The following is a 25,450-nucleotide window of genomic DNA, read 5'->3' as shown; positions in this document are numbered from 1 at the left end:
CCGTATTAGCGGAACAGCACGCCCAGAGCCTCCATGGCATACTCAAAATAGGTGACCTGATCGTATTCCACGCGGGCGGTCACGCTCATACCGTTGGAAAGATCCACCTTGTCGCCGCTGCGGCTCACCACATAGGTGGCGTCGGGCTTGATGGTCATCTTGTAATAGGAAGCGCTGCTGCTGGCGGTCACGTCGCTGTCAATGGAGGTGACAGTGCCGGTCAGGGTGCCGTAGGAGTACTCCGACAGGCCGGTGATGGCGATCTTGCAGGGGTCGCCGACGTGCAGCAGGGGACGGTCGTTCACCGTCACCATGGCCATGATCTCCAGATCATCGTTCTCGCTGGCAACGGTAGCCAGCGCGGAACCGGCGCTCAGCACCATGCCCTCCTTGTAAGGGGTGTCCATATGGATCACACCGGAGGTGGGCGCATAGATGTAGTAATCGTTGGCGCCGGTGTTCAAAGAATCCAGCTGCGCCTGCAGGTTATCCACGTTGACCTGTGCGCTGGTAATGCTCTGGGAGATGGACTGCATGGTGGAGTAGTACAAAGACTCCAGCTCGCTCTGGTTCTGCTCCATCAAAGCCTTGATCTGGGTGTCGGAGTAACCGGCAGCCTGATAGGTGGTGGCGTCAAAGGTCTTTTGCGATACCTGACTTTTGTAGGTCTGGTACTGATAGTAGTAGGGCTGATCGTCGGCGGTGGTCTCGTCGAAGTAGTTGGTGTCGTCCTGAATGCACTTGAGCAGCTTGTTGTACTGGTCCAGCTGTTTCTGGTAGATATCAAGCTGGCTTTGCAGGTTGTCCTTCTGCATATCCAGATCAGTGCTCTTCAGCCGGGCGATCAGGTCACCCTCGTTCACATAGCTGCCCTCAGAGACATACAGCTCGGTGATGGAGCCGGAGTAGCTGGACATGATGTAGGTCTTATTGGCGGCCTGCACCACACCGCTGTTCTGGCTGACATAGATGCGGTTGGTCTGGGTGCTCCAGATCACCAGAAAGATCATGAACAGGCCGGTCAGAATGACAAAGGCGTACCCGTAAGGGGGCAGCTTTTTGTCCATCATGATCCGGCGGTCCTGTAGATCCGAAAGGTTCTGAATGGTTGTCGTCATAATTATTTGGTCTCCATAAATACGTCGATCACGGCATCGTCATCGTCCTGATTGACATAGATGGTATAGTTGTCGCCGGTCAGCTTGATGTCGTTTTCAAAGGCCATGATCTGCAGCTTTGCAGTGGCCAGCTGGTTGTGGCTCATCGGGCCGGTGTAGTGGGCGTACAGGCAGTTTTTCACCCGCAGCACAGCGTCCATGTGGTAGCCGGGCTCCATCTGGGTGATCATCTGGGTGGCCTGTTGCATCATGTACAGCTCCGGCATATGATCCGGGCCGGTACCCATCTTTACCGCCTGCACCAGCGGGCCGATAGGCTGTGCGCCGTTGCTCTTCATAAAGTTCTGCATCTGGGTCAGGATGACCGGCAGATTGGCAAGTTCCTCAGGGCGCACGAGGCGGGAGAGGACATTGGTCAGCTTGAGGGTCTTGTTTTCAGCAACTTTGATCTCATTCATGATAAATTACCCCTAATCCTGTTATATTTTTAATGTGAGCCGAAACAAAAAGGTGCCCGGAAGCGTCTGCCTCCGGGCACACCATAACGAGGCATTCTTCGGTTTCCCGCCGGGCGGGAAAAAGCTTATGCAGCATCCGGGCAAAGGCTGTGGATGCGGTGCGGTCAGTAGGTGATGGACTCGCCGTCATCGTCCTCTTCCAACGTAGCGCCGGGCAGCTGTTCAACAGGCTCGGGCTTGCGCTTGCGGAAGATGCCCTGCTGCATGTTCCACAGCTCGGCATAGCGGCCATCCTTTGCCAGCAGTTCATCATGGGTGCCGCGCTCCACGATCTTGCCGTGATCCATCACAAGGATCAGGTCACAGTCACGGATGGTGGAAAGGCGGTGCGCCACGATCAGCATGGAACGGTCTGCCAGCTGCTTGTAGATCATGTTGAAGATCAGCGTTTCGGTGGCGAAGTCCAGATTACTGGTAGACTCGTCCAGGATGTAGAGGTTAGAGTCCTTCAGGAAGGCGCGCGCCAGTGCGATACGCTGCTTCTCACCGCCGGACAGGCCGTTACCGGCTTCCTCCAGATAGGTGTTGTACTGCAGCGGCAGATGACGGATAAACTCGTGAGCATCGGCCTTCTTGGCAGCTTCCTTCACCTCGTCCAGCGTGGCATCCATGCGGGAGATGCGGATGTTGTCGTAGATGGTTTTACTGAACAGCTCGATGTTCTGGGGCACATAGGCAATGGCGCGGCGCACCGAACTGTTGGTGTACTCGGCCAGATTTACACCGTTAATGTCGATCTCGCCGTCCTCGGGGTCGTAATACTTCAGCAGCAGCTTGGTAATAGTGGATTTGCCGCTGCCGCTGCCGCCCACCAACGCCACCTTTTTACCGGCGGGAATGGTGAAGCTGACATGATCCAGCGCGGGGGCGCGGTTGCCGTAGCGGAAGGTGACGTCCTTGAACTCGATGTCGCCCTCCACTTTGTCCAGCTCGCTCTGCTCCACGCCGTCGGCGGTCTCGTACTCGGCGGGGTAGTCCATGATCTCGGTCAGACGTTTCATGGAGATGCTGGCCTCCTGGATCTGCATCTGCAGACCGATCAGGTTGCTCAGGGGAGAGGTGAAGTAGCCGGACAGGGTGCTGAAAGCCATAAAGCCGCCCAGCGTCATCTCGCCGTTCAGCACCTGACTGATGCCCACATAGGTGGTCAGCATACTGAAGCCGGTGGAGATGAAGGAGGAGATCAGACCCTGCGTGGTGCTGATGCGGCTGGAACGCAGGCTGATCTTCAGGCTCTTCATGTACTCGCGTTCCAGATTGTCCAGCTCGGTCTGCTCGTTGGCGTTGCACTTGACGGTCTCGATGCCGCGCAGGCTCTCGATCATCTGGCTGTTCAGCGCAGCAGACTGTGCCATGCTCTCTTCATTGATCTTTTTATAGGGCTGCTTGTACACCAGCACCAGCAAAATGCTGACCAGCGCCATGAACAGCGAGATGGAGAACAGCATGGCGTTCATGCGGAACAGGATGATGCCGGTGATGATGGCCATGGAGATATCCATCACAAGGCTCAGCGCAATGCTGGTAAAGATGGACTTGATGGTGTTTGCGTCCGAGTAACGGGTGGTGATATCACCGGTTTTGCGGGTGGCAAAGAACTTCATGGGCAGGTTGAAGATGTGCCCGAAGTAACCCAGCATCAGCGGGATATCGATCTTGATGGACAGATGGATCAGCACCCATTGGCGCACAAAGCCGATCAGGGTACTGGTAATGCTGACCACGCTGAACACTAAGATCAATGTTACCAGCAGGCTGTTCAGCCCATAGGGCAGCACCTCGTCCATCAGGATCTTATTGAACATGGAGGACGCGATGCCCAGGATGGTGGTGATGATCGAGCTGAGGATGGCGTAGAAGAACAGCTTTTTCTGGGGCAGCAGCAGGTTGATATACCGCTTCATCATGCCGCCCTTTTCGATCTTGCCGCCCTTGAATTCCGAGGTGGGGTTCAAAAGCAGCAGAACGCCGGTAAAGTTCTTGTAGAACTCATCCAGACTGATTTTTTTCAGCTCCGTGCCGGGGTCGCCGATGATGACGTAATCCTTGCACTTATGCTTTTTGCCTTTTTCCTCTTCTTCCTTGCGGGCTTCGGCGTCCTGCAGCATGTGCTTGCGGCGCGCGCCGTCATCCTTGATGGTGGTCTTTTTAAACACTACAACAAAGTGAGCCAAGCCCTGGTCGGTGATGACCTGTGCTATGCAGGGAAGCGAGAAATCACTCAGGAAGTTTTCGCGGTCCACGCGGACTGCGGCGGTGGTAAAACCAAGCTCATTGGCGGCTTTTTGCAGGCCTACAAGGTTGGTGCCTTTCAGGTCGGTGCCCATCATATCCCGCAGGCGGGTGATGGTAACTTCCTTTTTGTAGTGCAGGCACACCATGGCCAGACAGGCAGCCGCACAGTCGGTGGTATCGTGCTGCCGGACGTAGGTATAACGCATAGATGTTTCCTTTTACTCTTAAGATTTATTCAAACGACACAAAGCTGCCCAGCTGCCCTGTGTTTGCCGCACAAAGCCACCGGCCTGCCTGCTGATTTGACCAACGAAAAACTGCGCTCCTGCACGGCAGCCTTCTGACCGGGGGGAGCGCCTGTCTGTGGGGCAGAAAAAGCTGTGCGGGCTGCGCAGTGCCTTTTCCACGCCTATAAACTTATAAAAGTATACCACATCCACTAGGGTTCTTCAAGGCGATATTTTTTAAGAACCGTTAAGAATGGGTGAAAAAAGATACAGAAAAACAAAAAAAGCGATGGAAAATATCCATCGCTTTGCTGGCGCCTCTTGCCTGACTCGAACAGGCGACACCCTGATTAACAGTCAGGTGCTCTAACCGACTGAGCTAAAGAGGCATATCAGTGACTGCGAGAAATATTATACCGCAGTCACTGCACTTTTGCAAGCCTTTTTTGCAAAAATTCGGAAATCATTTTTTCTCTCAAGGCTTCCCCCGGAAGGGGGAAACTAGCAGAACCCCTTCCGTCTTGCCGCTGCGCGTCAAGCTACCTTCCCCAAGGGGACGGCTGGCAATTGCCGGGTACAAAAAAAGCAGCGCAGAAACGCCCGTAGATGCTTCTGCGCCGCCAATATGTTATTTAAGGATACTTTTGAAAAATTATTTCAGCTTGCTCTTGGCCTTCATGCGCTGCTCGTGGTTCAGGATCTGCTTGCGGATGCGCAGATTTTCAGGAGTGACCTCCAGCAGCTCGTCCTGTGCCAGGAATTCCAGGCAGCCTTCCAGGCTGAGCTTGCTAATGGGAATCAGGCGCAGAGCATCATCGGAGCCGGATGCACGGGTGTTGGTCAGGTGCTTGGTCTTGCAGACGTTGACATCCACATCCTCGCCGGAAGCGGTGTAGCCAATGACCATGCCCTCGTAGACCTTTTCACCAGCGCCCACCAGAAGGGTGCCGCGCTGCTGAGCATTGAACAGACCGTAGGTGACAGCCTCGCCGGTCTCAAAGCTGACCAGAGAACCGGTGGAGCGGTTGGCAATCATGCCAGCCCAGACATCGTAACCGTCGAAGATCTGGTTGATGATGCCTTCGCCGTGGGTATCGGTCAGGAACTGGTTGCGGTAGCCGAACAGGCCGCGGCTGGGCATACGGAACTCCAGACGCACGCGGTCGGTGCCCAGAGATTCCATCTGCTGCAGGATAGCCTTGCGCTGGCCCAGACCGGTCATGACAGCGCCCTGATACTGGGTGGGCACATCGATGACAACATGCTCCATGGGTTCGTAGGTCTTGCCGTCGATGACCTTGGTCAGAACGTGCGGGGGAGAGACCTGCAGCTCGTAGCCCTCGCGGCGCATGGTCTCGATCAGGATGGACAGGTGCATCTCACCACGGCCCATGACGCGGAAGGAATCAGTCGTGGGGGAGTCCTCCACCTTCAGAGCCACGTCCTTCAGCAGTTCCTTCTGCAGACGGTCACGGATCTGACGGCTGGTGACGTACTTGCCCTCGCGGCCTGCCAGCGGGCTGTCGTTGACGGAGAAGGTCATTTCAACAGTAGGATCGTTGATCTTCACGAAGGGCAACGGCTCCACATTGGAGGGGCTGCACAGGGTATTGCCGATGGTCACGTCGGGCAGGCCGGAGAATGCCACGATATCGCCGGCGGTGATGTTATCGCAGGGCTGACGGCCATTGGCCTGGAAGTCGTACAGCTTGGTCAGACGGCCGCGCATCTTCAGATCCTGATTGTGCCAGTCACAGACGACAACTTCCTCGCCCACCTTGGCAACGCCGTTCTGGATGCGGCCAATGCCGATGCGACCCACGAAGTCGTTATAATCCACAGAGGACACCAGCATCTGGAAGGGAGCCTCGGGGTCGCCCTCAGGGGGCTTGATGGTGCTCAGCAGAGTATCGAACAGGGGGATCAGGTCGGTGCCGGGCACATCCGGGTCCAGGCTTGCGGTGCCATCACGGCCGCAGCAGAACAGCATGGGGCACTCCAGCTGCTCGTCGGTAGCGCCCAGATCCATCAGCAGGTACAGCACCTCGTCGATGACTTCCTTGATGCGGGCATCGGGACGGTCGATCTTGTTGATAGCCACCACAAGGCTCAGGTTCTGCTGCAGAGCCTTCTGCAGCACAAAGCGGGTCTGGGGCATGCAGCCCTCGGCAGCGTCCACCAGCAGCAGCACGCCGTTGACCATCTTCAGCACGCGCTCCACCTCGCCGCCAAAGTCGGCGTGGCCCGGAGTATCGACGATGTTGATCTTAACGCCCTTGTAGGTGCAGGAGCAGTTCTTTGCCAGAATGGTGATGCCGCGCTCACGCTCGATATCGCCGCTGTCCATCACGCGCTCGGCCACGACCTGATTGTCGCGGAAAGCGCCGCTCTGACGCAGCAGGGCATCCACCAGGGTGGTCTTGCCGTGGTCAACGTGAGCGATAATGGCAACGTTGCGCAAATCGTTACGAACCATAAATTTCTACCTCTCTATTTGAAAAGACTCATAAAATACGAACGAACGTCATACAAGCCTAAGTTTATAACAGAACAGGGTGGTTTGTCAAGATTGTATAAAAATTTTTTCTGCAATTCAGCATTATGCCCGTAAACTTCCCGCAGATTTGTGCGGCGTGTACCTTAAAAATATGCTATACTAAAGCCATAAAACGAACCGGAGGTGTTTTGCATTGAAGCTGACATTTTTAGGCGCGAACCACGAGGTGACCGGCAGCTGCACCATGCTGGAGGCGGCAGGGCAGCGTTTCCTCATCGACTACGGCATGGAGCAGGGCAAGAATGTGTACGAAAACCAGCCCTTGCCCGTAGCCCCCGGCGAGATCGACTTTGTGCTCATCACCCATGCCCATATCGACCATACCGGCCTTTTGCCGCTGCTGGCGCACAACGGCTTCCGGGGCAGGATCTACGCCACCATCCCCACCGTGGAGCTGTGCGGCATCATGCTGCGGGACTCGGCGCATATTCAGGAGTTTGAAGCCGAGTGGAAAAACCGCAAGGGCAAGCGTTCCGGCGCAGAGCCGGTAGAACCTATGTACACCGTGCAGGATGCCGAGGCCGCCTGCCGCCTGTTCCGGGGCGTGGAGTACGGCAAGCGCATCCAGCTTGCTCCGGGCATTGAGGCGCGGTTCGTGGACGTGGGACACCTGCTGGGCTCTGCCAGCATTGAGCTGTGGATCACCGAGGGCAGCACCACCACAAAGCTGGTGTTCTCCGGCGATATCGGCAATCTGGATCAGCCCATCATAAAAGACCCTGCCTATATCCAACAGGCAGACTATGTGTTCATGGAGTCCACTTACGGCGACCGCAACCACGCCCCCCGGCCGGACTATGTGGCAGAACTGGCAAAAATTTTGCAGCGCACCTTTGACCGGGGCGGCAATGTGGTAGTGCCCAGCTTTGCCGTGGGGCGCACGCAGGAGATGCTGTATTTTTTGCGGGAGATCAAGGAAAAAGGGCTGGTCAAGGGGCACGGCAACTTCCCGGTCTACATCGACAGCCCGCTGGCCACCGAAGCCACCCGCATCTTCCGGGATACAGATCCCGATTGCTTTGATGCCCAGACCCGCGCTCTGCTGGAAAAGGGCATCGACCCCATCCACGTACCGGGGCTGCGCATCAGTGTGACCAGCGATGACTCCCGCATGATCAACACCGACTGCACGCCCAAGGTCATCCTGTCCGCCAGCGGCATGTGCGAAGCCGGGCGCATCCGCCACCACCTCAAGCATAACCTGTGGCGGCCGGAATGCACCATCCTGTTCGTGGGCTTTCAGGCCGTGGGCACCTTGGGACGTACCCTCATCGAAGGAGTGGACTCGGTCAAGTTGTTCGGCGAGCCGATTGAGGTAAAGGCGGAGATCTGTCAGCTGACCGGAATGTCCGGCCACGCGGACAAAGACGGTCTGCTGCGCTGGGTGAACGCCTTTACGGAAAAGCCCCGGCGGGTGTTCGTGATCCACGGCGAGGACGAGGTGGAGAACCGCTTTGTGGACACCCTGACCGAGCAGGGCTTTACCGCCTGTGCGCCTTACAACGGTGCGCAGTGGGCCATCGGTGCCGAGGGCGCAGTCTGCCTGCAGGAGGGCACGAAGATCCGCGTGGAGCAGAGGACAGGCGAGGGCGCAAGCCGCGCCGCTACCGTGTTCCAGCGGCTGGTCAGCGCCGGTAAGCGCCTGCTGCGGGTCATCGAGCACAACGAGGGTGGCGCAAATAAAGATCTTGCAAAATTTGCCGACCAGATCAACGCCCTGTGCGACAAATGGGACAGGTAATGCAGCAGCCTTTTGCGGCAGAGCAGCCCTGGGAAAAACGCAGCTGCGTCAAAAGCTCCCGGCTGCACTGCATCGCTGAAAAAAGAGAAGAGTTTTTTGTAAAAAACCGTTGACAAGCGCCCCTCCGGCTGGTATAATAACCCATGTCGTCAGGCACAAAGCCAAGCATCTGGGGGTTTAGCTCAGCTGGGAGAGCGCTTGCATGGCATGCAAGAGGTCACCGGTTCGATCCCGGTAATCTCCACCAGAAAGAAAAGCACTGCACAGAAATGTGCGGTGTTTTTTTGTTGTGCCCCCTTCCGGCAGTGCTCTTGGCTCTCCCTTTGGGAGAGCTGGATTTGCGAAGCAAAGACTGAGAGGGCGAGGACGGCAGGATGCGCAAATGCCGCTCCCGGTCGAAGCCCCTCCGGTGAAAAATGCGTTTGGAGCACTCCGCAGAGTGCGACAAACGCAAAATTATAAAGAATCTTTCCGCGGAATATGGTCGGAGCGCAGCGGAGACCATTTTAAATTGTCCCATTCGCAGGGGACAGACTGCACAGCGTTTACAGCTTTGCAGCCGCTAAATTCATGCTGGACATTTGCGGAAAGTTATGGTATAATTCTTTCTGCAATTGCGGGTATAGTACATCGGCTAGTATATCAGCCTTCCAAGCTGAGGAGGTGGGTTCGATTCCCATTACCCGCTCCACAAGACCTAAACCTTGAATGGTTTGGGTCTTTTCTTTTTGCCTTGCGCTGCACGGCCATCTTGCCAACCGGCGGCGGAAATGCTACAATAGAGCCATAAAAACGCTGAAAGGGGAACGCTGCTATGGAATTCCGCGATAAACCGATGGAGAACCTCATGCGCCTGCAGGAGAAGGATATCTGCAAAAATGTCAACGCCCTGCTGCTGGAGGGCGAGCAGATCGTGGGCGCGTACAAGACTGTGCGCGATCAGGTGGTGTTTACCAGCCACCGCATCATCATGGTGGATATGCAGGGGGTCACGGGCACGCGGCAGCAGCTTTTTGTGCTACCCTACCGCAAAGTGCTGCACTACGGTATCCAAACGGCGGGCTTTGGCGACCCGTTGCAGGCGTCCCAGCTGACGGTCTGCTTTGCGGACGGCCACGAGGCCAAGTTTGGCTTTATTGGGCAGAAGGACCTGTTTCAGGTGGCAAACGCCATCAGTGCCCGCATCCTGTAAGAAAAATTATGAACCGAAGCCGCTGCACAAGGGTTTGTGCGGCGGCTTTTTTTACGCATTTTTGCGGCTGGTTGTATACAAAACGCATGAAAATTTGAAACAAAACGTAAAACAATGTGCCAAAATAGGCGAAAAACTGAGAAATACAAAACTTTGTGCCACAAGACGAAAACATGATTGACATTTTGTTTCGTCTCGCGTACAATTCGGGGCATAAGGCAGTCCCGCTGCTGCGGGACAAAAAAGCACGAATACAGGCATATTGTCGCATTGCGGCAAAAAGAATGGGATGAACCTTACCATGTCAACCAAATTTTCCCGTAAAACGTTCCTGAAGGGCAGCGTTGCCGGTCTGGGCATGATGGCGCTCAACGTGTGCACCGCCGGGGCAGCCTCTGCTGCCGAGCCCGCAGCCGCCGCAGCGGAGGATACCAACTCCCTGAACCTCGTCCCTAAAAAGGCGGCCTCGGTCAAGGTGACCAGCCGCGGCAGCGTGAGCGGCGGCTGGCAGGGCGAGCCGGTGTTCCCCAACTGGAAGGGCTACGTCGACGATACGCTGGCCATGAACCACATGTACACCTTTGTGGGCTACGCAGGGCAGGGAACGCTGTGCGTGGAGCCCGAGGCGGGCGTGACCGGCTTTAACCTGTTCGTCAATAACCGCCAGATCAACACCGATGCCATGGCGGCAGGCGGCGTGTGGAACGTGGATATTTCCGGCCAGACCATCAACGGCCGCAACACCATTCAGGTGGGCGGCATCCGTCCCCGCGGCAAAAAGGTGACCGTGCGGGTGGGCTATCCCACCGTGCAGGAGGGCAGCCTGCAGGACGTGGGCATCGACCGCGATGCACTGGAGCTGTTGGAGCAGATCATTCAGGCAGACGTGGACAACGGCTTCCCCAGCGCACAGATGGCCATTGTGAAAAACGGCAAGCTGGTGTATCAGAACGCATGGGGCAAGGTGAACTCCTATAATCCGGACGGCACCCCCAAGACCGACAGCCCGGCTGTGACCAACGATACCCTGTACGATCTGGCCTCCAACACCAAGATGTACACTGCAAACTACGCATTACAGTACCTCGTCACGCAGGGCAAGGCCAATCTGGACAGCCGTTTGGTAGACCTGCTGGGCAGCGCCTTTGTGGAGGACACCATCGACATTACCTACAACGGCTACGAGAACCCGGGCCTGAAGGTCAACAAGCAGTGGAAAGCAGAACTGACCCTGCGCGATATCCTGCGCCATCAGGCAGGCTTCCCTGCAGACCCCCAGTACCACAACGATTCCTTTGACCAGTGCTCTCAAAAGACCGTTCCCGGTGCTACCAACGTGCTCTTCTCCGGCTGGGACGGCAGCGCTGCAACCCGCGCTGCGACCCTCAAGTCCATCTTCAAGACCCCGCTGATGTACAAGCCAGGCACCAAGACCGTTTACTCCGACGTGGACTATATGCTGCTGGCCTTCGCCATTGAAGCCATCACCGGCAAGGGTTTGGACGCCTTCCTGAAGGAGACCTTCTGGGACCCCATGGGTCTGACCCATACCACCTACAACCCCCTGCTGAACGGCTTTGCCGCCAACGATTGCGCCGCTACCGAGCTGAACGGCAACACCCGTGATGGTGCCATCTCCTTCACCGGCGTGCGCACCGCCACCATTCAGGGCCAGGTGCACGACGAGAAGTGCTACTACGCGATGGGCGGCATCTCCGGTCACGCAGGTCTGTTCTCCAACGCTACCGAGCTGGCAAAGCTGGCCTCTGTCATGCTCACCGGCGGCTACGGCGAGAACCGCTACTTCTCCCGCAACGTGATGGACGCCTTTACCGCACCCAAGAAGGAGGACGCTGCCAACTGGGGTCTGGGCTGGTGGCGTGAAGGTGACAACCAGCGCTGCTGGTATTTCGGTACCCAGGCACCCTCCAATACCATTGGCCATCAGGGCTGGACCGGTACGCTGACCATGATCGACCCTGTGGAGAATCTGGTGGTGGTGTACCTGACCAACAAGATCAACTCTCCGGTCACCGATAAGGCCGCGAACCCCAATAATTTCAACGGCAACTGGTATACGGCTTCTACGCTGGGCTTTGTGGCACAGCTACTGTATCAGGGTCTGCAGAACCACGGCACCGACCCCAACAACGCTTACAGTGCCCTGCTGGAGGATATGGCGGAAAGCAAGTTCGCACTGGTAGCCGAAGGCGGCAATGTGTCTGCTACCCACCCTCTGGTGCGCTCCGGTTATGCTGTGCTGGAGGCTATGGCTGCCCACGCAAACTCCACCCACTCCTACATGGACCGCAACTATTTCAACGATGCCCTCACCCTGCTGGATGATACCCGCGATGCAGAGGAACTGGCAAAGCTGAAAAAGATGCTCAATAAGTTCTGAACGCAGTTCTTTACAAATAACTGAATAAATAGCAAAGGGACTGCCGCACCAAATGAGGTACGGCAGTCCCTTTAACTTTAGCAGGCTGGAACCTTTCAGGTGTGCGCTGTTTTGCGCGCCAGCTGCCGGTGCATCAGCGCCATCAGCACCAGAAATACCAGCAGATAGAAGGGGAAGAGCGCCGGGGTGATGTTGTTGGCCAGCAGACCGAACAGCGGCGGCATGGCAAGATTGCCCACATAGGCGCTGCTCATCTGGATGCCGATGACGGCCTGAGAATTCTGTGCGCCGAAATGCGCCGGGGTGGAGTGGATGACGCTGGGGTAGATGGGCGCACAGCCCAGCCCTACCAGCACAAGCCCTGCCAGCGCAAAGACCTGCGCCCCGGGCAGCAGCAGGGCGGCAATGCCCACGCCCAGCACCGCAAACCCCAGACGGATCATCTGGTCGTCGCTCAGCTTTAAGGTCAGAAAGCCGCAGACGCCCCGTCCCACCGTGATGCCGATATAGAACAGGCTGGCAAAGCTGGCAGCCGTCTGGGCGGGCACCTGCCGCACAAGGGTCAGGTAGCTGCTGGCCCAAAGCCCGGCGGTGGTCTCCAGCGCACAGTAGCAGAAAAAGCAGAGCATCACTTCCTTCGCGCCCGGCAGCGCGAATACCTGCGGCAGGGTCAGCGCCTTGGGTACGGTGCCGTCCGGGGCGGCATCGGGGCGTTTATGCCACAAAGGTAGGCTGCAAAAAAGCACGGCAGAAAGCACGATCTGGAACAGAGCGATGTACCGGTAGCCACTGCTCCAGCCCAGCCCGCCGGAAAGCACCGCGCCCATTACCATAGGGCCGATGGTGGTGCCCACGCCCCACATACAGTGCAGCCAGCTCATGTGGCGGCTCTCGTAATGCAGGGCAACGTAGTTGTTCAGGGCGGCATCCACGCTGCCCGCGCCCAAGCCGTAGGGGACAGCCCACAGGCAGAGCATCCAGAACTGGCGGGAGACCGAGAAGCCGAACAGCGCCGCAGCGGTCATGCCTACGCTGAGGGCGGTCACTCTGCCCGTGCCCAGCGCCCGGGTGAGCCGGTCGCTGTTCAGGCTGGAAAAGATAGTGCCCAGCGAGATGATCATGGACAGGATGCCCGCGTAGGAGAAGGGAACGCCCAGCTGGGGATACATGGTGGGCCATGCAGACCCCAGCAGAGAATCCGGCAGACCAAGACTGATAAAGGCTAAGTAAATAATAGGCAGCAAAAGCTGTGTCATGGGAAAGATTCCTCCGCAGATGATTTGATGGCGTGTCCCGCAGTGTATGGGGGTGCGCTATAAGAATAACATGACAAGACAGGAAATTATAGGGCAAAAACGCCTGATTTTTACAATAAAACCGGCGTTTCGTTGCTTTGGCCCATGAAAATGCGTTTGCCGCAGCCCACAGGCCGCGGCAAACATGAAATATAAATAGACTTCCGCTTTTAGCTTTCGCTGTTCTTTTCCAGATACACAGTGGTAGAGGGGAAGGCGAAGTCCACGCCGTTTTTCTGCATCACGTCCATCAGGTCAAGGTTCAGATCGTTCTGCATCTGTAAAAAGCGGGTCATGTCGGCGGTGCGCAGGTAGGCAGAGACCAGCAAATCGATGCTGGAAGCGCCGAAGCAGTTCAGCTTGACCAGCACCGAGTCCTCGTAGGTGTAGGGGCTGGCCTTGAGCATGGCGGTCAGGTCGGCCATCAGCTGTTCCAGCTGAGGACGGGAGGTGTCGTAGGTGACCCCGAGGGTGAAGCGGTACAGCCGCTTGTTGCGCAGGGTGCCGTTGTTGATGGTGGCAGAACTGACCGTGCTGTTGGTCAGGATGTACACCGAGTTATCCAGTGCGCGGACCTTGGTGGAGCGGAAGTTGATGTCCACCACCTCGCCGGAAACGTCGCCTACGGTGATCCAGTCGCCGATGGAAAACGGCCGGTCCAGCAGGATGACCAGCCCGCTGAACAGGTTTTTGGCGCTGTCCTGCGCGGCCAGAGAGATGGTCAGACCGACAAGACCTGCACTGGCTACGATGCTGCCCACCGGCAGGCCGCTCTCCTGCGCCATGGTCATAACGCCCAGCACCACGATGAGAACTTTGTACACCTTGTTCAGCAGGGTGGTCAGGGTGCGGTTGGCGCGCACCTCCTCGCCGCAGTTCGCCAGCAAAAGGTCGGTGATATCGGCGGCGGCGTACAGTCCCTGACACACAAAAAAGGTGGCGGCCAGCTCAAAGGCTATGAGCAGAAATTTGCTCACGCCGGAAATCGCCCACGGCAGGCTGGCAGCTGCGGCATAGATGAACGCTGCAAGGGTGAGCCGCTGCACCGGCACAGCAAAGCTGCGCAGCAAAATAGGCGTACCGGTCAGACGCCAGTTACGGCGCAGCAGGGCAGGGCACACCTTACGGGATAAAAGCTGACGCGCCAGCCAGCCAAGCACCAGCAGCAGCGCTGCGCATACCACGCGGGCGGCAAAGGCTGCCCAGCCTTCCAGCAGCAGCGAGCCAAGCTCGAAGCCAAGGTTACGGATCGAGAAAATCATGGAAAACCTCCTGTTTTTTTTCACAACGCATATTATGATAGCATACTCTGCCGCCCGGGGCAAGGAAAGAAAGGTGAAAACACACTTTGATAAAAAATGCGCAAACTTTTCGAAAAGGGGACTTGACAGCTCCGCAGTACCGCGCTATACTCTAGGCCAGAAAGTTCGTTTCAGGGCGGGGTGCAATTCCCCACTGGCGGTAAAGTCCGCGACCACCCGCAAGGGTGCTGACCCGGTGCAACTCCGGGACCAACGGTATAGTCCGGATGCAAGAAACGGCAGGCAAATTGCGTCTGTGCGCCCTGTTGCAGTTTTTGGTTGCAGCAGGGCGCTTTTTGGTTTGTCTTTCCGGTTCGATCCAGCGCGAAAAGGGCTTTCCGAACAAATTTGAACGGGGAGTTACACCCCGGGGAGGACAACTACCATGAAAAAGAATACCACCCACAACCTGACCGTTGCCGCCATGCTCAGCGCGGTCGCCTTTATCCTGATGTTCATCGAGTTCCCGCTGCCGATGCTCATCCCATCCTTCGTCAAGATGGACTTCTCCGACCTGCCCGCCCTGCTGGGTGCCTTTGCACTGGGCCCGGTGTACGGTGTGGTCATCAGCTTTATGAAGAACCTGCTGCACATCATCATCAAGGGCACCTCCACCGCCTGCGTGGGCGAGCTGTGCAACTTTATGCTGGGTGCGGTATTCTCCGCTGTGGCGGGCTTTATCTATAAGCGCAACAAGAGCCGCAAGACCGCTATTCTGGGTGCCATTGCCGGTGCGGCCGCCATGGCAGTGTTCAGCGTGCCTTCCAACTACTTCATCACCTACCCGGCCTATGTGCAGTTCTACCATATGCCGCTGGAAGCTATTCTGGGCATGTATCAGGCCATCCTGCCCTCTGCCGACAGCCTGATCAAGTGCCTTGTGATCTTCAACATGCCCTTCACGCTGGTCAAGGGTCTGCTGGACGCCGTGCTGTGCGTGCTGATCTATAAGCCCCTGTCTCCCATTCTGCACGGCCGCAAGTAAGCTGCTGAGATAACAGAGAGCCGGAAAGTCCGCGGACTTTCCGGCTCTTTCTCTATTTAGAAGGAAAATCTGCCGCACAAACTCCCTCAGTCACGGCTTACGCTGTGACAGCTCCCTCGGAGATGGAGCCCTTGGCATAGCGATGATGTTTCCAGCTAAAGTGTAAAGTTTGCGGACGCGTCAGGAGCCCTCTCAGGCGCTCCCGCGCCAGATTCCCCCTTTTGTCCCCTATGGTGACATCTTCCCCCGGAGCGGGGGAGGTCTTTCCTCAAAGGGAGAGCCGAGCCGTAAAACCCATTGCTAAAGCATTAGGTGTAATGAGAAAGTTTCCGGCAACGCTCTTGGCTCTCCCTTTGGGAGAGCTGGCAAGCCCGACAGGGCTTGACTGAGAGGGCGAGGACGTCTTTACGCCAGCGCACCCTTATCCAGCCATTTGCCCCGCGCCATGCGCAGCAAAAACAGCGCGCCGCGGGTGCAAAGCTCGGCGCACATGGCTGCCCATACGCCCACCAGCCCAAAGCGGGGAGCCAGCAGCACAGCCAAGGTCAGCCGCACGCCCCACATACTGACAAGGTTCAGGATAAAGCAGCCGGTGCTGTCGCCCGCGCCCTGCATGGAGCCGCTGGCTACGATGCTTGCCCCGAACATCGGCTCGGCAAAGGCTTCGATGCGCAGCACCCGCGCACCCAGCGCAATGACGGCGGCGTCGGCGGTGAAGATACCCATCAGCTGCGGGGCAAACACATACAGCCCCACACCGGTCAGTGCCATGATGCCCATGCCCATGGCGGTGCACAGCCATGCAAAGCGCTTGGCCATGTCCCGGCGGTTTGCGCCCACGGCCTGTCCCACCAGCGCAAGAGCGGCGTCCTGAATGCCGTAGCCCGCCATGTAGCACAGGCTCTCGGCGCTGACACCCAGACTGTTGGCGGCAATGGCGGTAGTGCCCAGCCCGGACACGATGCGCACCAGCAGCACCTGTGCCGAGGACAGGGCGGCGCGCTCTGCCGCCAGCGGTGCACCCACCTTCCACACGTTATGCAGGCAGGCGCGGGTAATGCGCCACGAGCCGGGCTTGCGGATGCACAGCGAGCCGTCCCGCAGCAGCAGAACGCCCAGCGCCAGCGTGCCACCCACAGCGTTGGCAAGGGCTGTGCCCAGCGCCGCGCCCGGCACGCCCCAGCCCAGACCCCAGACTGTGAGGTCCTGACCGAGCACCGTCATTTCCCGGGTGGGGTTGATGAGGAAAAAGTTGAAGATGATGTCCAGCACGCAGGTGAACACGCTGATGAGGCCGGGGGTCAGGGCATCACCGGTGGAGCGCAGCATGGCGGCATAGGTACCCATGGCCATGATAAAGGGCAGGGAAGCCGACCATATTGCAAAATAGGCCGATGCATTTGCCTGCAGTGCCGTGTCTGCGCCCAGCCACCCGGGCAGAAACCGGCTGATGCCCACGCCAAAGGCCGCTGCGGCAAGACCTACTACCAGATTGAACAGCATGGACTGCCGCAAAACGCCCCGGGCATCCTGCTGGCGGTCTGCGCCCAGATACTGCGCCACCTGAATGGAAAACGCCATGCACAGCCCTGCCAGCATCCCGTGCAGCAGCCATGTGCTGGAACTGACGATGCCAATGGAAGCTGTTGCGGCGGCGCCGATATGCCCCACCATGGCCGCATCGATGTACTCCATAGCGGTAACTATGATCTGCTGCAAAATGGAAGGGATGCTCAGCGTCAGTGCCACCTGTGCGGTGTGGTGCAGAGGCACCTGCTCGCCCTGCCGCATCCGGGCGGAGAGCTGCTCAAGAGTAATGGACATGGAACCTCCTGCGTTGCGGGTGAAAAATACAGACTAATATATTATTATAAAGAGCAGCGGGTGAAAAGTCAATCCGCAGCGAATTTTGCCGCCGGGATTGATTTTTGGGCAAGGGCGTGATACACTCACAACGTACTATACAGAAAGAAAGAGGAATGTTATCTTATGATCCAAATGCTGACCTCTGTCATCGGGCAGCGGGGCGTGGATGCCATGGCATTTTTGCTGGCGTTCGCTCTGACCGCCCTGACGGATTCCATTTTCCGCGATAAACTGCCCCACGACCATGGCCGCGCTTTTGCGGTGAACGGCGAGCTTTCCAAGGGCAAGGCGCGTGGCTCCGGCCTGATTTTTGTGCTGTGCATCGCGCTGGTGTCGCTGGCGTTTCTGCCCTTCACCACCGAGTATGTAGTGTATAATGTGCTGCTCATCGCCTCTATGCTCTCCGGCTATCTGGACGATGCCGCCGAGACCGCTTGGAACGAGTACAAAAAGGGCATCATCGATTTTGTCATTGCGGTGCTGGCGGGTGTCACCTACCTGAACTTCAATGGCTGCGGGGTGCACTTTTTGCAGTGGAGCTTCACGCTGCCCTATGCGGTGTACCTGCTGCTCATCGTCATCCTCATCTGGGCAAGCATCAACGTGGTCAACTGCACCGATGGTGTGGACGGCCTTTCCGCCAGTCTGGCAGTGGTGACCATCGGCACCTATCTGCTGGCCTATAAGACCGAGCTGGGCACTTATGCCACCGCCGGTGTGGTATTCATCGGTGCGCTGCTGGCCTACCTGTGGCTCAACGCCAAACCCTCCAGCCTGTTGATGGGCGACGCCGGCAGCCGCGCCATGGGCTTTTTCATTGCCATGCTGTCGCTCAAGTGCGGCCATCCGTTCGCCTTCCTGCTGTCGGCTATCGTGTTCATTGCAGACGGCAGCTTGGGCATTTTGAAGATCAGCCTGAAGCGTTTTCTGCACATCTGGATCCTGAAAAACACTCTGACCCCCCTCCACGACCATGTGCGCAAGCGCAAGGGCTGGAGCGATGAGCAGGTGGTAGCCCGCTGGCTCATTCTGCAGTGCGTGGCCTCGGCTCTGCTGCTGCTCCTTGTGCGGGGCTGATGCACGCCGCACCTCTCCTGTGAAAAAGCAAGCCCGGAAAGTCCGCAGACTTTCCGGGCTTGTTCTATCCTAAAATGCTCAGCATTCCACCCCAGCCTTTTTGCACGCCGCCTGCACCACATGGCCTACCAGCACCGAGGTGGTCACGGTGCCTACGCCGCCGGGCACGGGGGTGATGGCGTCCACCACCGGCTCTGCGGCGGCAAACTGCACGTCACCGCAGAGCTTGCCCTCCTCGTCCACATGGATGCCTACGTCCACAACGGTCTGGCCTGCCCGCAAGCAGTCTGCGCCCACAGCGGCCATCTTGCCCATGGCCACCACCACGATGTCGGCCTGCTTGCACAGTTCCGGCAGGTTCCGGGTGCGGGAGTTGCACAGGGTGACGGTGGCGTTCTCCCGGTCCAGCATCATGGCGGCGGGCTTGCCCACCACAAGGCTGCGCCCTACCACAACGGCACGCTTGCCGGAAAGGGGAACATTATAATATTTCAGAATTTCCATGCAGGCCTGCGCGGTGCAGGGGGCATAGCCCAAATCGGTGTTGGTGAATACCCCGGCCAGTGAACCGTCCGTGATGCCGTCGATGTCCTTTTCCGAGCGCAGGGCGGCGCGGACGGTGCGGTCATCGAACTGCTTGGGCAGCGGGCGGAACAAAAGACAGCCGTGGATGCCGTCATCAGTGTTCACCTCGTTCAGCACCCGGAGCAGCTGCTCCTGCGTGGCGTCGGCGGGTAGCACGAACTGCTTGACGGCGACGCCCACCTTGCCGCAGCGGGTCATCACGCCCCGCTCGTAAGAGAGGTCATCCTCCCGCTCGCCCACTCGCACCACGGCCAACGTGGGGGTGATGCCCTTGGCTTTCAGCTGTTCGCAGAGCGCCGCGTTGCGCTCGTTCATGGTGGCCACCACCGGCGCGCCCTTTAAAATCGTTGCCATATACTTTCCCTCATTTATGATGTTATTTATTGCGGAGTTTCCCGCTGACGGCGTTGAATATTTCGTCTGCCCGGGGCACAAACTCTGCCAGCAATGCGTCTGCCCGGGCGTCCAGTGCAGCGGCGCGGGCGCGGTCTGCCATCAGTTTTGTATTGATGAACACATTCAGGCTTGCGGCCTGCAAGGCTGCCTTGCACAGCACAGCAGCGCAGCCTGCGTCCGATACCGCCAGCACGCTGCCCTTTGCGGCGTACTGCCCGGCCAATGCGATGCCCTCGGCGCACTTTTCCATGATCTGCAGCGGCACGGCACTTGCACCGTCCAGTGCGGCTTCCAGCACAGCGGCCTTGTGCGCGGCCTGCTCCGGGGTGTCCTTGGGTAAGCCGTAGGCCGCAGCCAGCGGCGCAAAGGCAGCGGCATCGGCCTGTACCAGTGCTTCCAGCTCCAGCCGCAGGGCTTCAGCCCGGGCGTTCAGTGCCTGAATATCCGCTTCCACGGCGGCGTATTTCTTTTTACCGGTGGTCAGGCAGCCCACCATGTTGCCCAGCGCCACACCGGCAGCGCCTACCAGCGCGGCCGTGCCGCCACCGCCCGGCGTGGGCGCTTTGCTGGCAAGCTGTGCCAGAAATTGCGCGCAGCTTAAATCGTTCATTTCCATGTGTAGATACCCCTCTCTGTTACAAAAGCGTCCAGCCGCTGGTCGTGAGCGTCCACGGCGGCGCAGGGGACGCGCTGAACTTCCAATGCAATGCCGATCTTCACCGCCTGGGTGCAGCGGGGCAGGTAGCGGTCGTAGTAGCCCTTGCCCATGCCCACTCGGTAGCAGTCTGCGTCAAAGGCGGTGCAGGGCACCAGCACCAGATCCAGCTGCTCCGGCTGCAAAAGGGTGGAGCGCTCCGGCACCGGTGCACGGATACCGTACTGTCCCACCGCCCAGCCGTCCGCGCCCGGCACAGCTGCGGTAAGGGTAAATCCCTCGCCGCACACCGGGTAGGCTACCGTCTTACCCTGCCGGACAGCTTCGGCAGCCACAGCGGTAAGGTCAGCTTCGCCCCCAAAGGCTGCGTAGAGCAAAAGGGTATGGGCAGTGCGGTAGGCATCCAGTTCCAGCACCCGGCGGCACAGCGCCGCGTTGGCGGCGGCGCGCTGCGGCGCAGCCAGCGCCTTGCGGGCGGCACGGCCGGCGGTACGCTGTGCCTGTTTTTCCTCGGCAATGCTCATACAAAACACCTCGCTTCACCTGTGGGGGAAGGAACTTGAAAAATATACAAAATCGACAGCGCATTTTTATACAAACATAATAAACACTTCAGACAAAAAAAGCAAGCCTTTTGGCGAAAAGAGGATTGAAGCCGCCGCCGCTTTCTGCTATGATTATCTTACAGCAGCAAGCGCCGTGCGAGTGCTGCGCTGAGAGAACCTACAACATTTTGTGGAGAGGGGCAAGTAAAATGTACAAGGATATGATGGACACCATCGGCATGGTCAACGCAGCCGACCCGGAACTGGGCGCAGCCATGGAGCGAGAGCTGACCCGTCAGCGCGAGAACATTGAGCTGATCGCCAGCGAGAATATCGTCTCGCCCGCCGTGATGGCAGCCATGGGCAGTGTGCTGACCAATAAGTACGCCGAGGGTCTGCCCGGCAAGCGCTACTACGGCGGCTGTGTCTATGTGGACGAGGTGGAGAATATTGCCATCCAGCGCGCCTGCCAGCTGTTCGGGGCAAAGTACGCCAACGTCCAGCCCCATTCCGGCGCACAGGCCAACCTTGCCGTGTATTTTGCCCTGCTGGAGCTGGGCGATACCGTCATGGGCATGGGCCTTTCGCAGGGCGGTCACCTGACCCATGGCTCCCCGGTGAATATGTCCGGTAAAAACTACCACTTCATCTCCTACGGCGTTGGCACAGACGGCGTGATCGACTACGCCGAGCTGGAAAAGCAGGTGCGCAAGGTGCGCCCCAAGATGCTGGTGGCGGGCGCTTCTGCCTACCCCCGCGCCATCGACTTTGAAAAACTGGCCGAGATCGCCCACGGCTACGGCGCATACCTGATGGTGGATATGGCGCACATCGCCGGTCTGGTGGCGGGCGGCCAGCACCAAAGCCCCGTGCCCTACGCCGACGTGGTGACCACCACCACCCACAAGACCCTGCGCGGCCCCCGCGGCGGCCTGATTTTGACCAACAACCCCATCATTGCCAAGCGCATCAACTCGGCAGTGTTCCCCGGCACGCAGGGCGGCCCGCTGGAGCACGTGATTGCAGCAAAAGCCGTCTGCTTTGGCGAGGCACTGAAGCCGGAGTTCAAGGAATATGCCCGCAAGATCGTGGAAAACGCACAGGCACTGGCTGCGGCCCTGCAGCAGCGCGGGGTAAAGCTGGTATCCGGCGGCACCGACAACCATCTGATGCTCATCGACCTGCGGGACGAGGAGTGCACCGGCAAGGACCTGGAGCAGCGCTTGGACAGCGTGCACATCACCGCCAACAAGAACACCGTCCCCGGCGAGACCCGCAGCCCCTTTGTGACCTCCGGCGTGCGTCTGGGCACCCCGGCTGTCACCACCCGCGGCATGGGCGCAGCCGAGATGCAGGTGATCGCAGACTGCATTGCAGACTGCATCTGGCACTATGAGGAAAAGAAGGACGAGATCAGCGCCCGCGTCCTGCGCCTGACCCGGGAGTTCCCGCTGTACCAGTAAAAGCAAGGTATAAATAACAAGGCATCCGCAGCCGTTCTGCTAAGTGCAGGGCTGCGGATGCCTTTTGCTACAAAAAAGGAGAAGAACGATGGAAAGCTTGGGACTTTTGCATCTGTATTATGGCGACGGCAAGGGCAAGACCACAGCCGCCATGGGGCTTGCCCTGCGGGCACTGGGCAGCGGAAAGCGTGTGGTCATCGTGCAGTTTTTAAAGGGCGGGCAGAGCGGGGAGATCCCGCTGCTGGAACAGCTGGGTGCCACCGTTTACCGGGGCAAGGCCGGGCAGAAATTCGTTTTTCAGATGAACGAAGCCGAAAAGGCCGCTACCCGCGCTTTGCAGAACCAAAACCTTGCGGCGGCGCTGGCGCAGCCCTGTGATCTGCTGGTGCTGGACGAGGCTGGCAGCGCGTGGGAACTGGACATGGTGGATAAAGCCCTGCTGCAGCAAGCGGTGCTGCACCGCCCCGCCGGGCAGGAGTGCGTCCTGACCGCCCATGCCGCCCCCGGGTGGATGCTGGACGCCGCAGACTACCTCACCGAGATGTGCTGCCGCCGCCACCCCTACCAGAAGGGCATCGCCGCACGGAAGGGCGTGGAGTATTGATGCAGCGAAAAGCCGGTCTGTTTTAGCTGCCGGTTTGCCAAAAAACAGTATCCTTCAGCTACGAACCTCAGAACTTGGCTCCCCCTTTGAGGAAAGACTTCCCCCGCTCCGGGGGAAGATGTCACCATAGGTGACAAAAAGGGGAATCTGGCGCGGGAGCGCCTGAGAGGGCGAAAATGTGCGGTTCTTTATGAATCCCAGAACGCTGCCAGCGCCGTTTCCAGCGCCGCTGTGCCGGGCAGATACCGGATATGCTGCCAGTGCGGCGGGAACAGGCGGGCGGTGTCGGGCTGCGCAAAGCGGTCGTCCAAAAGCAGCACCACGCCCTTGTCCTGCGGGGTGCGCACCACCCGCCCGGCGGCTTGCAGTACCTTGTTCATGCCCGGGTAGCGGTAGGCGTAGTCAAAGCCACAGCCGGACTGCTCTTCGTAATACCGGCGCAGCATCTCCTGCCGGGGGTTCACCTGCGGCAGACCCACCCCCACGATGGCGCAGCCGATGAGCCGGTCGCCCACTAAATCCACCCCCTCGCCGAAGATACCGCCCATCACGGCAAAGCCCAGCAGCGTCTCGGCAGGATGGGGTACGAACTGTGCCAGAAACTCCGCGCGTCCGGCATCGTCCAAGCTGCGCTGTTGCACAAGGGTGGGAATGTCCGGCCAGCGGGCGGCAAACGCTTCGTGCACCTGCCGCAAATAGGCGTAGCTGGGGAAAAACGCCAGATAGTTGCCGGTCTTGCCCCGGGCCAGCGCCGCCAGCGTATCGGCTACGGCGGGCACACTGACTTCCCGCTGGTGGTAGCGGGTGGAGATGCCCGGCAGGCAGAACAGCCCCAGATTTTCCGGCGGGAAAGGGCTTGGCAGCGCCACCGCCCGGGCATCGGCACAGCCCAGCACGTTGCGGTAAAAGGCAGGCGGGGTCAACGTGGCACTGAACAGCGCCGCGCTGCGCCCTGCCGCCAGACTGGCGTCCACAAAGGGGGCGGGGTCTAAGCAGAGCAGATGCAGCTCCAGCTCACTGCCCCGGGCGGTGAGCTGGGTGACAAAATGGCTGTCGTACCGGTCGGCCGCGCGGGCAATATCCTGCAAGGCAAAGTAAAGCTCCAGCAGCTGCGCGTGGGCGGGGTCCTCGGGGTTCTGTTCCAGCCAGTCCTGTAACGGGGTGTGCACGGCCCGCAGGGCGGCGGGCAAAGCGGCGGGCAGCTGCTGCAAAAAAACGGTGCCGTCCCGGGCGTACAGCGGCTGCGGCAGGGCAAAGTCCGGGGCAGCTTCGGCGGGCAAAAGGCTCACCTGTGCGGGTTCTGTCTCCCCGGCGGGATCTGCGCCTATACGGGGCGCAGCCTGTGCGCAGGCCTTGCGCGCCGCCAGAAAGACCTTATCTGCCTTGGTCAGTGCAGTCTTTAAGCTGCTTTTGCCCTTGCCCAGCGCCCGCTTTGCTTCGGTCAGGCTGCTTTTGGCAAACTGCGCCGAGTACATGGCGCGGGCTCTGTCCGGCAGGTTGTGCGCCTCGTCAATGAGGAACAGCCAGTCCCCGGCGGCATCAAAAAAGCGCTTGAGGTGCACCACCGGGTCAAACAGATAGTTGTAGTCCCCAATGACCACATCGCACCACTCGCTCAAATCCAGCCCCAGCTCAAAGGGGCATACCGAGAACTGCCGGGCGGTGTTTGCCAGCGCAGCGCGGCTGAAACTGCCGCTGCCGTCCAGCAGAGCCGCCAGCGCGTCCTTGCGGCGGTCGTAATAGCCGTTGGCGAAGGGACAGGCTTCCGGCAGGCAGGCGGGGTGCCCTTCGGCGTCCGGGTGCAGACAGGCCTTTTCCTTGGCGGTCAGGGTCACACTGCGCAGGGCAAGACCGGGCTGGGCGGCACGCAGCCGTGCCACCGCGTCCTCGGCGGCGGCTTGGGTGGTGTTGCGGGCGGTCAGGTAGAACAGCTTTGCGCCGCAGCCCTCGCCCATGGCTTTCAGGGCAGGGAAGAGCGCGCTCATGGTCTTGCCGATGCCGGTGGGCGCCTGACAAAAAACGCGGGTGCCGCCCTTGCGGTCAGCGCTTTTTCCGGCGCGGCAGGCGCGGTACACTTCGCCCGCCAGCGCCCGCTGCCCGGGGCGGTACTCCGCAAAGGGAAATTGCAACGCCGCAAGGCTCTGGCTGCGCCGGGTGTCCCAGTCCAGCTGCCGCTGCGCCCACGGGGCGTACTGCGTTAAAAGCTGCTGCAAAAACTGCTCCAGCTGCTGCCGGGAGAACTGCCGGGTAAAGCGCAGGATCTGGTCGGTGTCGACTTGGTAATAGGTCAGCCGCACCGCAAGCGTTCCCAGCCCCTGCTGGCTGCTGTAAATGGCGGCATACACCATGCCCTGCGCCCAGTGGCAGGGGTTCAGCTCCTCGGTGATCTCCTCGTAAGGGACAGTGGTGGTCTTGATCTCGTCGATGGTCACGGTGCCGTTTTCGTCGGTGAAAATGCCGTCTGCCCGGCCTTCCAGCGTAAAGGCGATGCCGCAGGCTTCCCACTCCGCGCTGAGGAATACCTCGGCCTGATAGCCCTCCCCGGCGGCTTTTTGCAGCTTGCGATGGATGCGTGCACCCTCGTTGGCGCGGTCAAAGCCGGTAAAGCGGCTGTCAATGCTGCCGGTGCGCAGCAAAAACTCCACCAACTGCCGGATGGGCAGATGAATGCTTGACAAGGCGTTTCACC

Annotated in this window: 18 protein-coding genes, 3 tRNA genes and 1 riboswitch; of the genes, 9 read left to right on the top strand and 12 right to left on the bottom strand. The window is 59.1% G+C overall.

Annotated elements, in window-relative coordinates:
• Positions 1 to 5 precede the first annotated feature (5 nt).
• The 5 genes from ACXPUX_RS11240 to typA all read right to left on the bottom strand — a co-directional run bounded on the left by ACXPUX_RS11240 (position 6) and on the right by typA (position 6,574).
• Positions 6 to 1,118: an HlyD family secretion protein gene (locus ACXPUX_RS11240; protein WP_458828362.1), complete on the bottom strand. Its 1,113-nt coding sequence runs from the start codon at positions 1,116 to 1,118 to the stop codon at positions 6 to 8.
• Positions 1,119 to 1,120: 2 nt separating this feature from the next.
• Entirely contained in the window at positions 1,121 to 1,576 is a 456-nt protein-coding gene (locus ACXPUX_RS11235) for a hypothetical protein (RefSeq protein WP_458828361.1), read from the bottom strand.
• 164 nt (positions 1,577 to 1,740) lie between these two features.
• Positions 1,741 to 4,077 (bottom strand): peptidase domain-containing ABC transporter, encoded by a 2,337-nt coding sequence (locus ACXPUX_RS11230; protein WP_458828360.1) that lies wholly within the window; start codon positions 4,075 to 4,077, stop codon positions 1,741 to 1,743.
• Between the two features lie 333 nt (positions 4,078 to 4,410).
• Positions 4,411 to 4,487, bottom strand: a tRNA-Asn gene (locus ACXPUX_RS11225).
• Positions 4,488 to 4,750: 263 nt separating this feature from the next.
• Positions 4,751 to 6,574 (bottom strand): translational GTPase TypA, encoded by a 1,824-nt coding sequence (typA, locus tag ACXPUX_RS11220; RefSeq protein ID WP_458828359.1) that lies wholly within the window; start codon positions 6,572 to 6,574, stop codon positions 4,751 to 4,753.
• Positions 6,575 to 6,788: 214 nt separating this feature from the next.
• On the opposite strand from typA, the gene ACXPUX_RS11215 reads away from it, so the two are divergent.
• From ACXPUX_RS11215 to pbp4b, 5 genes are all read left to right on the top strand, one after another.
• Entirely contained in the window at positions 6,789 to 8,396 is a 1,608-nt protein-coding gene (locus ACXPUX_RS11215; RefSeq protein ID WP_458828358.1) for an MBL fold metallo-hydrolase RNA specificity domain-containing protein, read from the top strand.
• 171 nt (positions 8,397 to 8,567) lie between these two features.
• A tRNA-Ala gene (locus ACXPUX_RS11210) sits at positions 8,568 to 8,643 on the top strand.
• Positions 8,644 to 9,012: 369 nt separating this feature from the next.
• Positions 9,013 to 9,087, top strand: a tRNA-Gly gene (locus ACXPUX_RS11205).
• 123 nt (positions 9,088 to 9,210) lie between these two features.
• Positions 9,211 to 9,588, top strand: a complete 378-nt coding sequence (locus ACXPUX_RS11200) for a PH domain-containing protein (protein WP_005926807.1) — start codon at positions 9,211 to 9,213, stop codon at positions 9,586 to 9,588.
• A 301-nt stretch (positions 9,589 to 9,889) separates the two neighbouring features.
• Positions 9,890 to 11,989 (top strand): penicillin binding protein PBP4B, encoded by a 2,100-nt coding sequence (gene pbp4b, locus ACXPUX_RS11195; protein ID WP_458828357.1) that lies wholly within the window; start codon positions 9,890 to 9,892, stop codon positions 11,987 to 11,989.
• Between the two features lie 95 nt (positions 11,990 to 12,084).
• Here the strand turns inward: pbp4b and ACXPUX_RS11190 are convergent, their stop codons facing one another.
• Positions 12,085 to 13,245, bottom strand: a complete 1,161-nt coding sequence (locus tag ACXPUX_RS11190; RefSeq protein ID WP_458828356.1) for an MFS transporter — start codon at positions 13,243 to 13,245, stop codon at positions 12,085 to 12,087.
• Between the two features lie 209 nt (positions 13,246 to 13,454).
• Positions 13,455 to 14,546 carry a mechanosensitive ion channel family protein gene (locus tag ACXPUX_RS11185; RefSeq protein ID WP_458828355.1) on the bottom strand — a complete coding sequence of 364 codons (1,092 nt, stop codon included), beginning with the start codon at positions 14,544 to 14,546 and terminating at the stop codon, positions 13,455 to 13,457.
• 162 nt (positions 14,547 to 14,708) lie between these two features.
• Positions 14,709 to 14,828, top strand: a riboswitch (FMN riboswitch).
• Positions 14,829 to 14,970: 142 nt separating this feature from the next.
• Between ACXPUX_RS11185 and ACXPUX_RS11180 the strand changes: the two genes are divergently transcribed.
• Complete coding sequence (locus ACXPUX_RS11180) at positions 14,971 to 15,570, top strand: ECF transporter S component (RefSeq protein ID WP_458828354.1); 600 nt, start codon at positions 14,971 to 14,973, stop codon at positions 15,568 to 15,570.
• Between the two features lie 405 nt (positions 15,571 to 15,975).
• Here the strand turns inward: ACXPUX_RS11180 and ACXPUX_RS11175 are convergent, their stop codons facing one another.
• Entirely contained in the window at positions 15,976 to 17,394 is a 1,419-nt protein-coding gene (locus ACXPUX_RS11175; protein ID WP_458828353.1) for an MATE family efflux transporter, read from the bottom strand.
• Between the two features lie 165 nt (positions 17,395 to 17,559).
• Between ACXPUX_RS11175 and ACXPUX_RS11170 the strand changes: the two genes are divergently transcribed.
• A complete protein-coding gene (locus ACXPUX_RS11170) occupies positions 17,560 to 18,513 on the top strand; it encodes a phospho-N-acetylmuramoyl-pentapeptide-transferase (protein WP_458828352.1) in 954 nt (317 codons plus the stop codon).
• 78 nt (positions 18,514 to 18,591) lie between these two features.
• Here the strand turns inward: ACXPUX_RS11170 and ACXPUX_RS11165 are convergent, their stop codons facing one another.
• The 3 genes from ACXPUX_RS11165 to ACXPUX_RS11155 are packed head-to-tail and all read right to left on the bottom strand — an operon-like array spanning position 18,592 to position 20,673.
• The gene (locus tag ACXPUX_RS11165) at positions 18,592 to 19,452 is read right to left on the bottom strand and encodes a bifunctional 5,10-methylenetetrahydrofolate dehydrogenase/5,10-methenyltetrahydrofolate cyclohydrolase (protein WP_458828351.1); all 861 of its coding nucleotides are present in this window, start codon (positions 19,450 to 19,452) and stop codon (positions 18,592 to 18,594) included.
• A 22-nt stretch (positions 19,453 to 19,474) separates the two neighbouring features.
• The gene (locus ACXPUX_RS11160) at positions 19,475 to 20,110 is read right to left on the bottom strand and encodes a cyclodeaminase/cyclohydrolase family protein (RefSeq protein WP_458828350.1); all 636 of its coding nucleotides are present in this window, start codon (positions 20,108 to 20,110) and stop codon (positions 19,475 to 19,477) included.
• Positions 20,101 to 20,673, bottom strand: coding sequence for a 5-formyltetrahydrofolate cyclo-ligase (locus tag ACXPUX_RS11155; RefSeq protein ID WP_458828349.1), 573 nt, complete (start codon positions 20,671 to 20,673; stop codon positions 20,101 to 20,103). The genes ACXPUX_RS11160 and ACXPUX_RS11155 overlap by 10 nt, the downstream gene beginning before the upstream one ends.
• Before the next feature lie 230 nt (positions 20,674 to 20,903).
• Here ACXPUX_RS11155 and glyA point away from each other — a divergent pair, with 230 nt between their 5' ends.
• Both glyA and ACXPUX_RS11145 read left to right on the top strand, forming a co-directional pair.
• Positions 20,904 to 22,157, top strand: a complete 1,254-nt coding sequence (glyA, locus tag ACXPUX_RS11150) for a serine hydroxymethyltransferase (RefSeq protein WP_458828348.1) — start codon at positions 20,904 to 20,906, stop codon at positions 22,155 to 22,157.
• Positions 22,158 to 22,245: 88 nt separating this feature from the next.
• Positions 22,246 to 22,761: a cob(I)yrinic acid a,c-diamide adenosyltransferase gene (locus ACXPUX_RS11145; protein WP_458828347.1), complete on the top strand. Its 516-nt coding sequence runs from the start codon at positions 22,246 to 22,248 to the stop codon at positions 22,759 to 22,761.
• A 188-nt stretch (positions 22,762 to 22,949) separates the two neighbouring features.
• On the opposite strand, the gene ACXPUX_RS11140 is transcribed toward ACXPUX_RS11145, so the two are convergent.
• Positions 22,950 to 25,439, bottom strand: a complete 2,490-nt coding sequence (locus ACXPUX_RS11140) for an ATP-dependent DNA helicase (protein ID WP_458828346.1) — start codon at positions 25,437 to 25,439, stop codon at positions 22,950 to 22,952.
• Positions 25,440 to 25,450: the final 11 nt, after the last annotated feature.

This window comes from Faecalibacterium sp. PGM34 (assembly GCF_054456555.1).
Note: the sequence above shows the minus strand (reverse complement) of the source record. Positions and strands in the feature narration are given on the sequence as shown.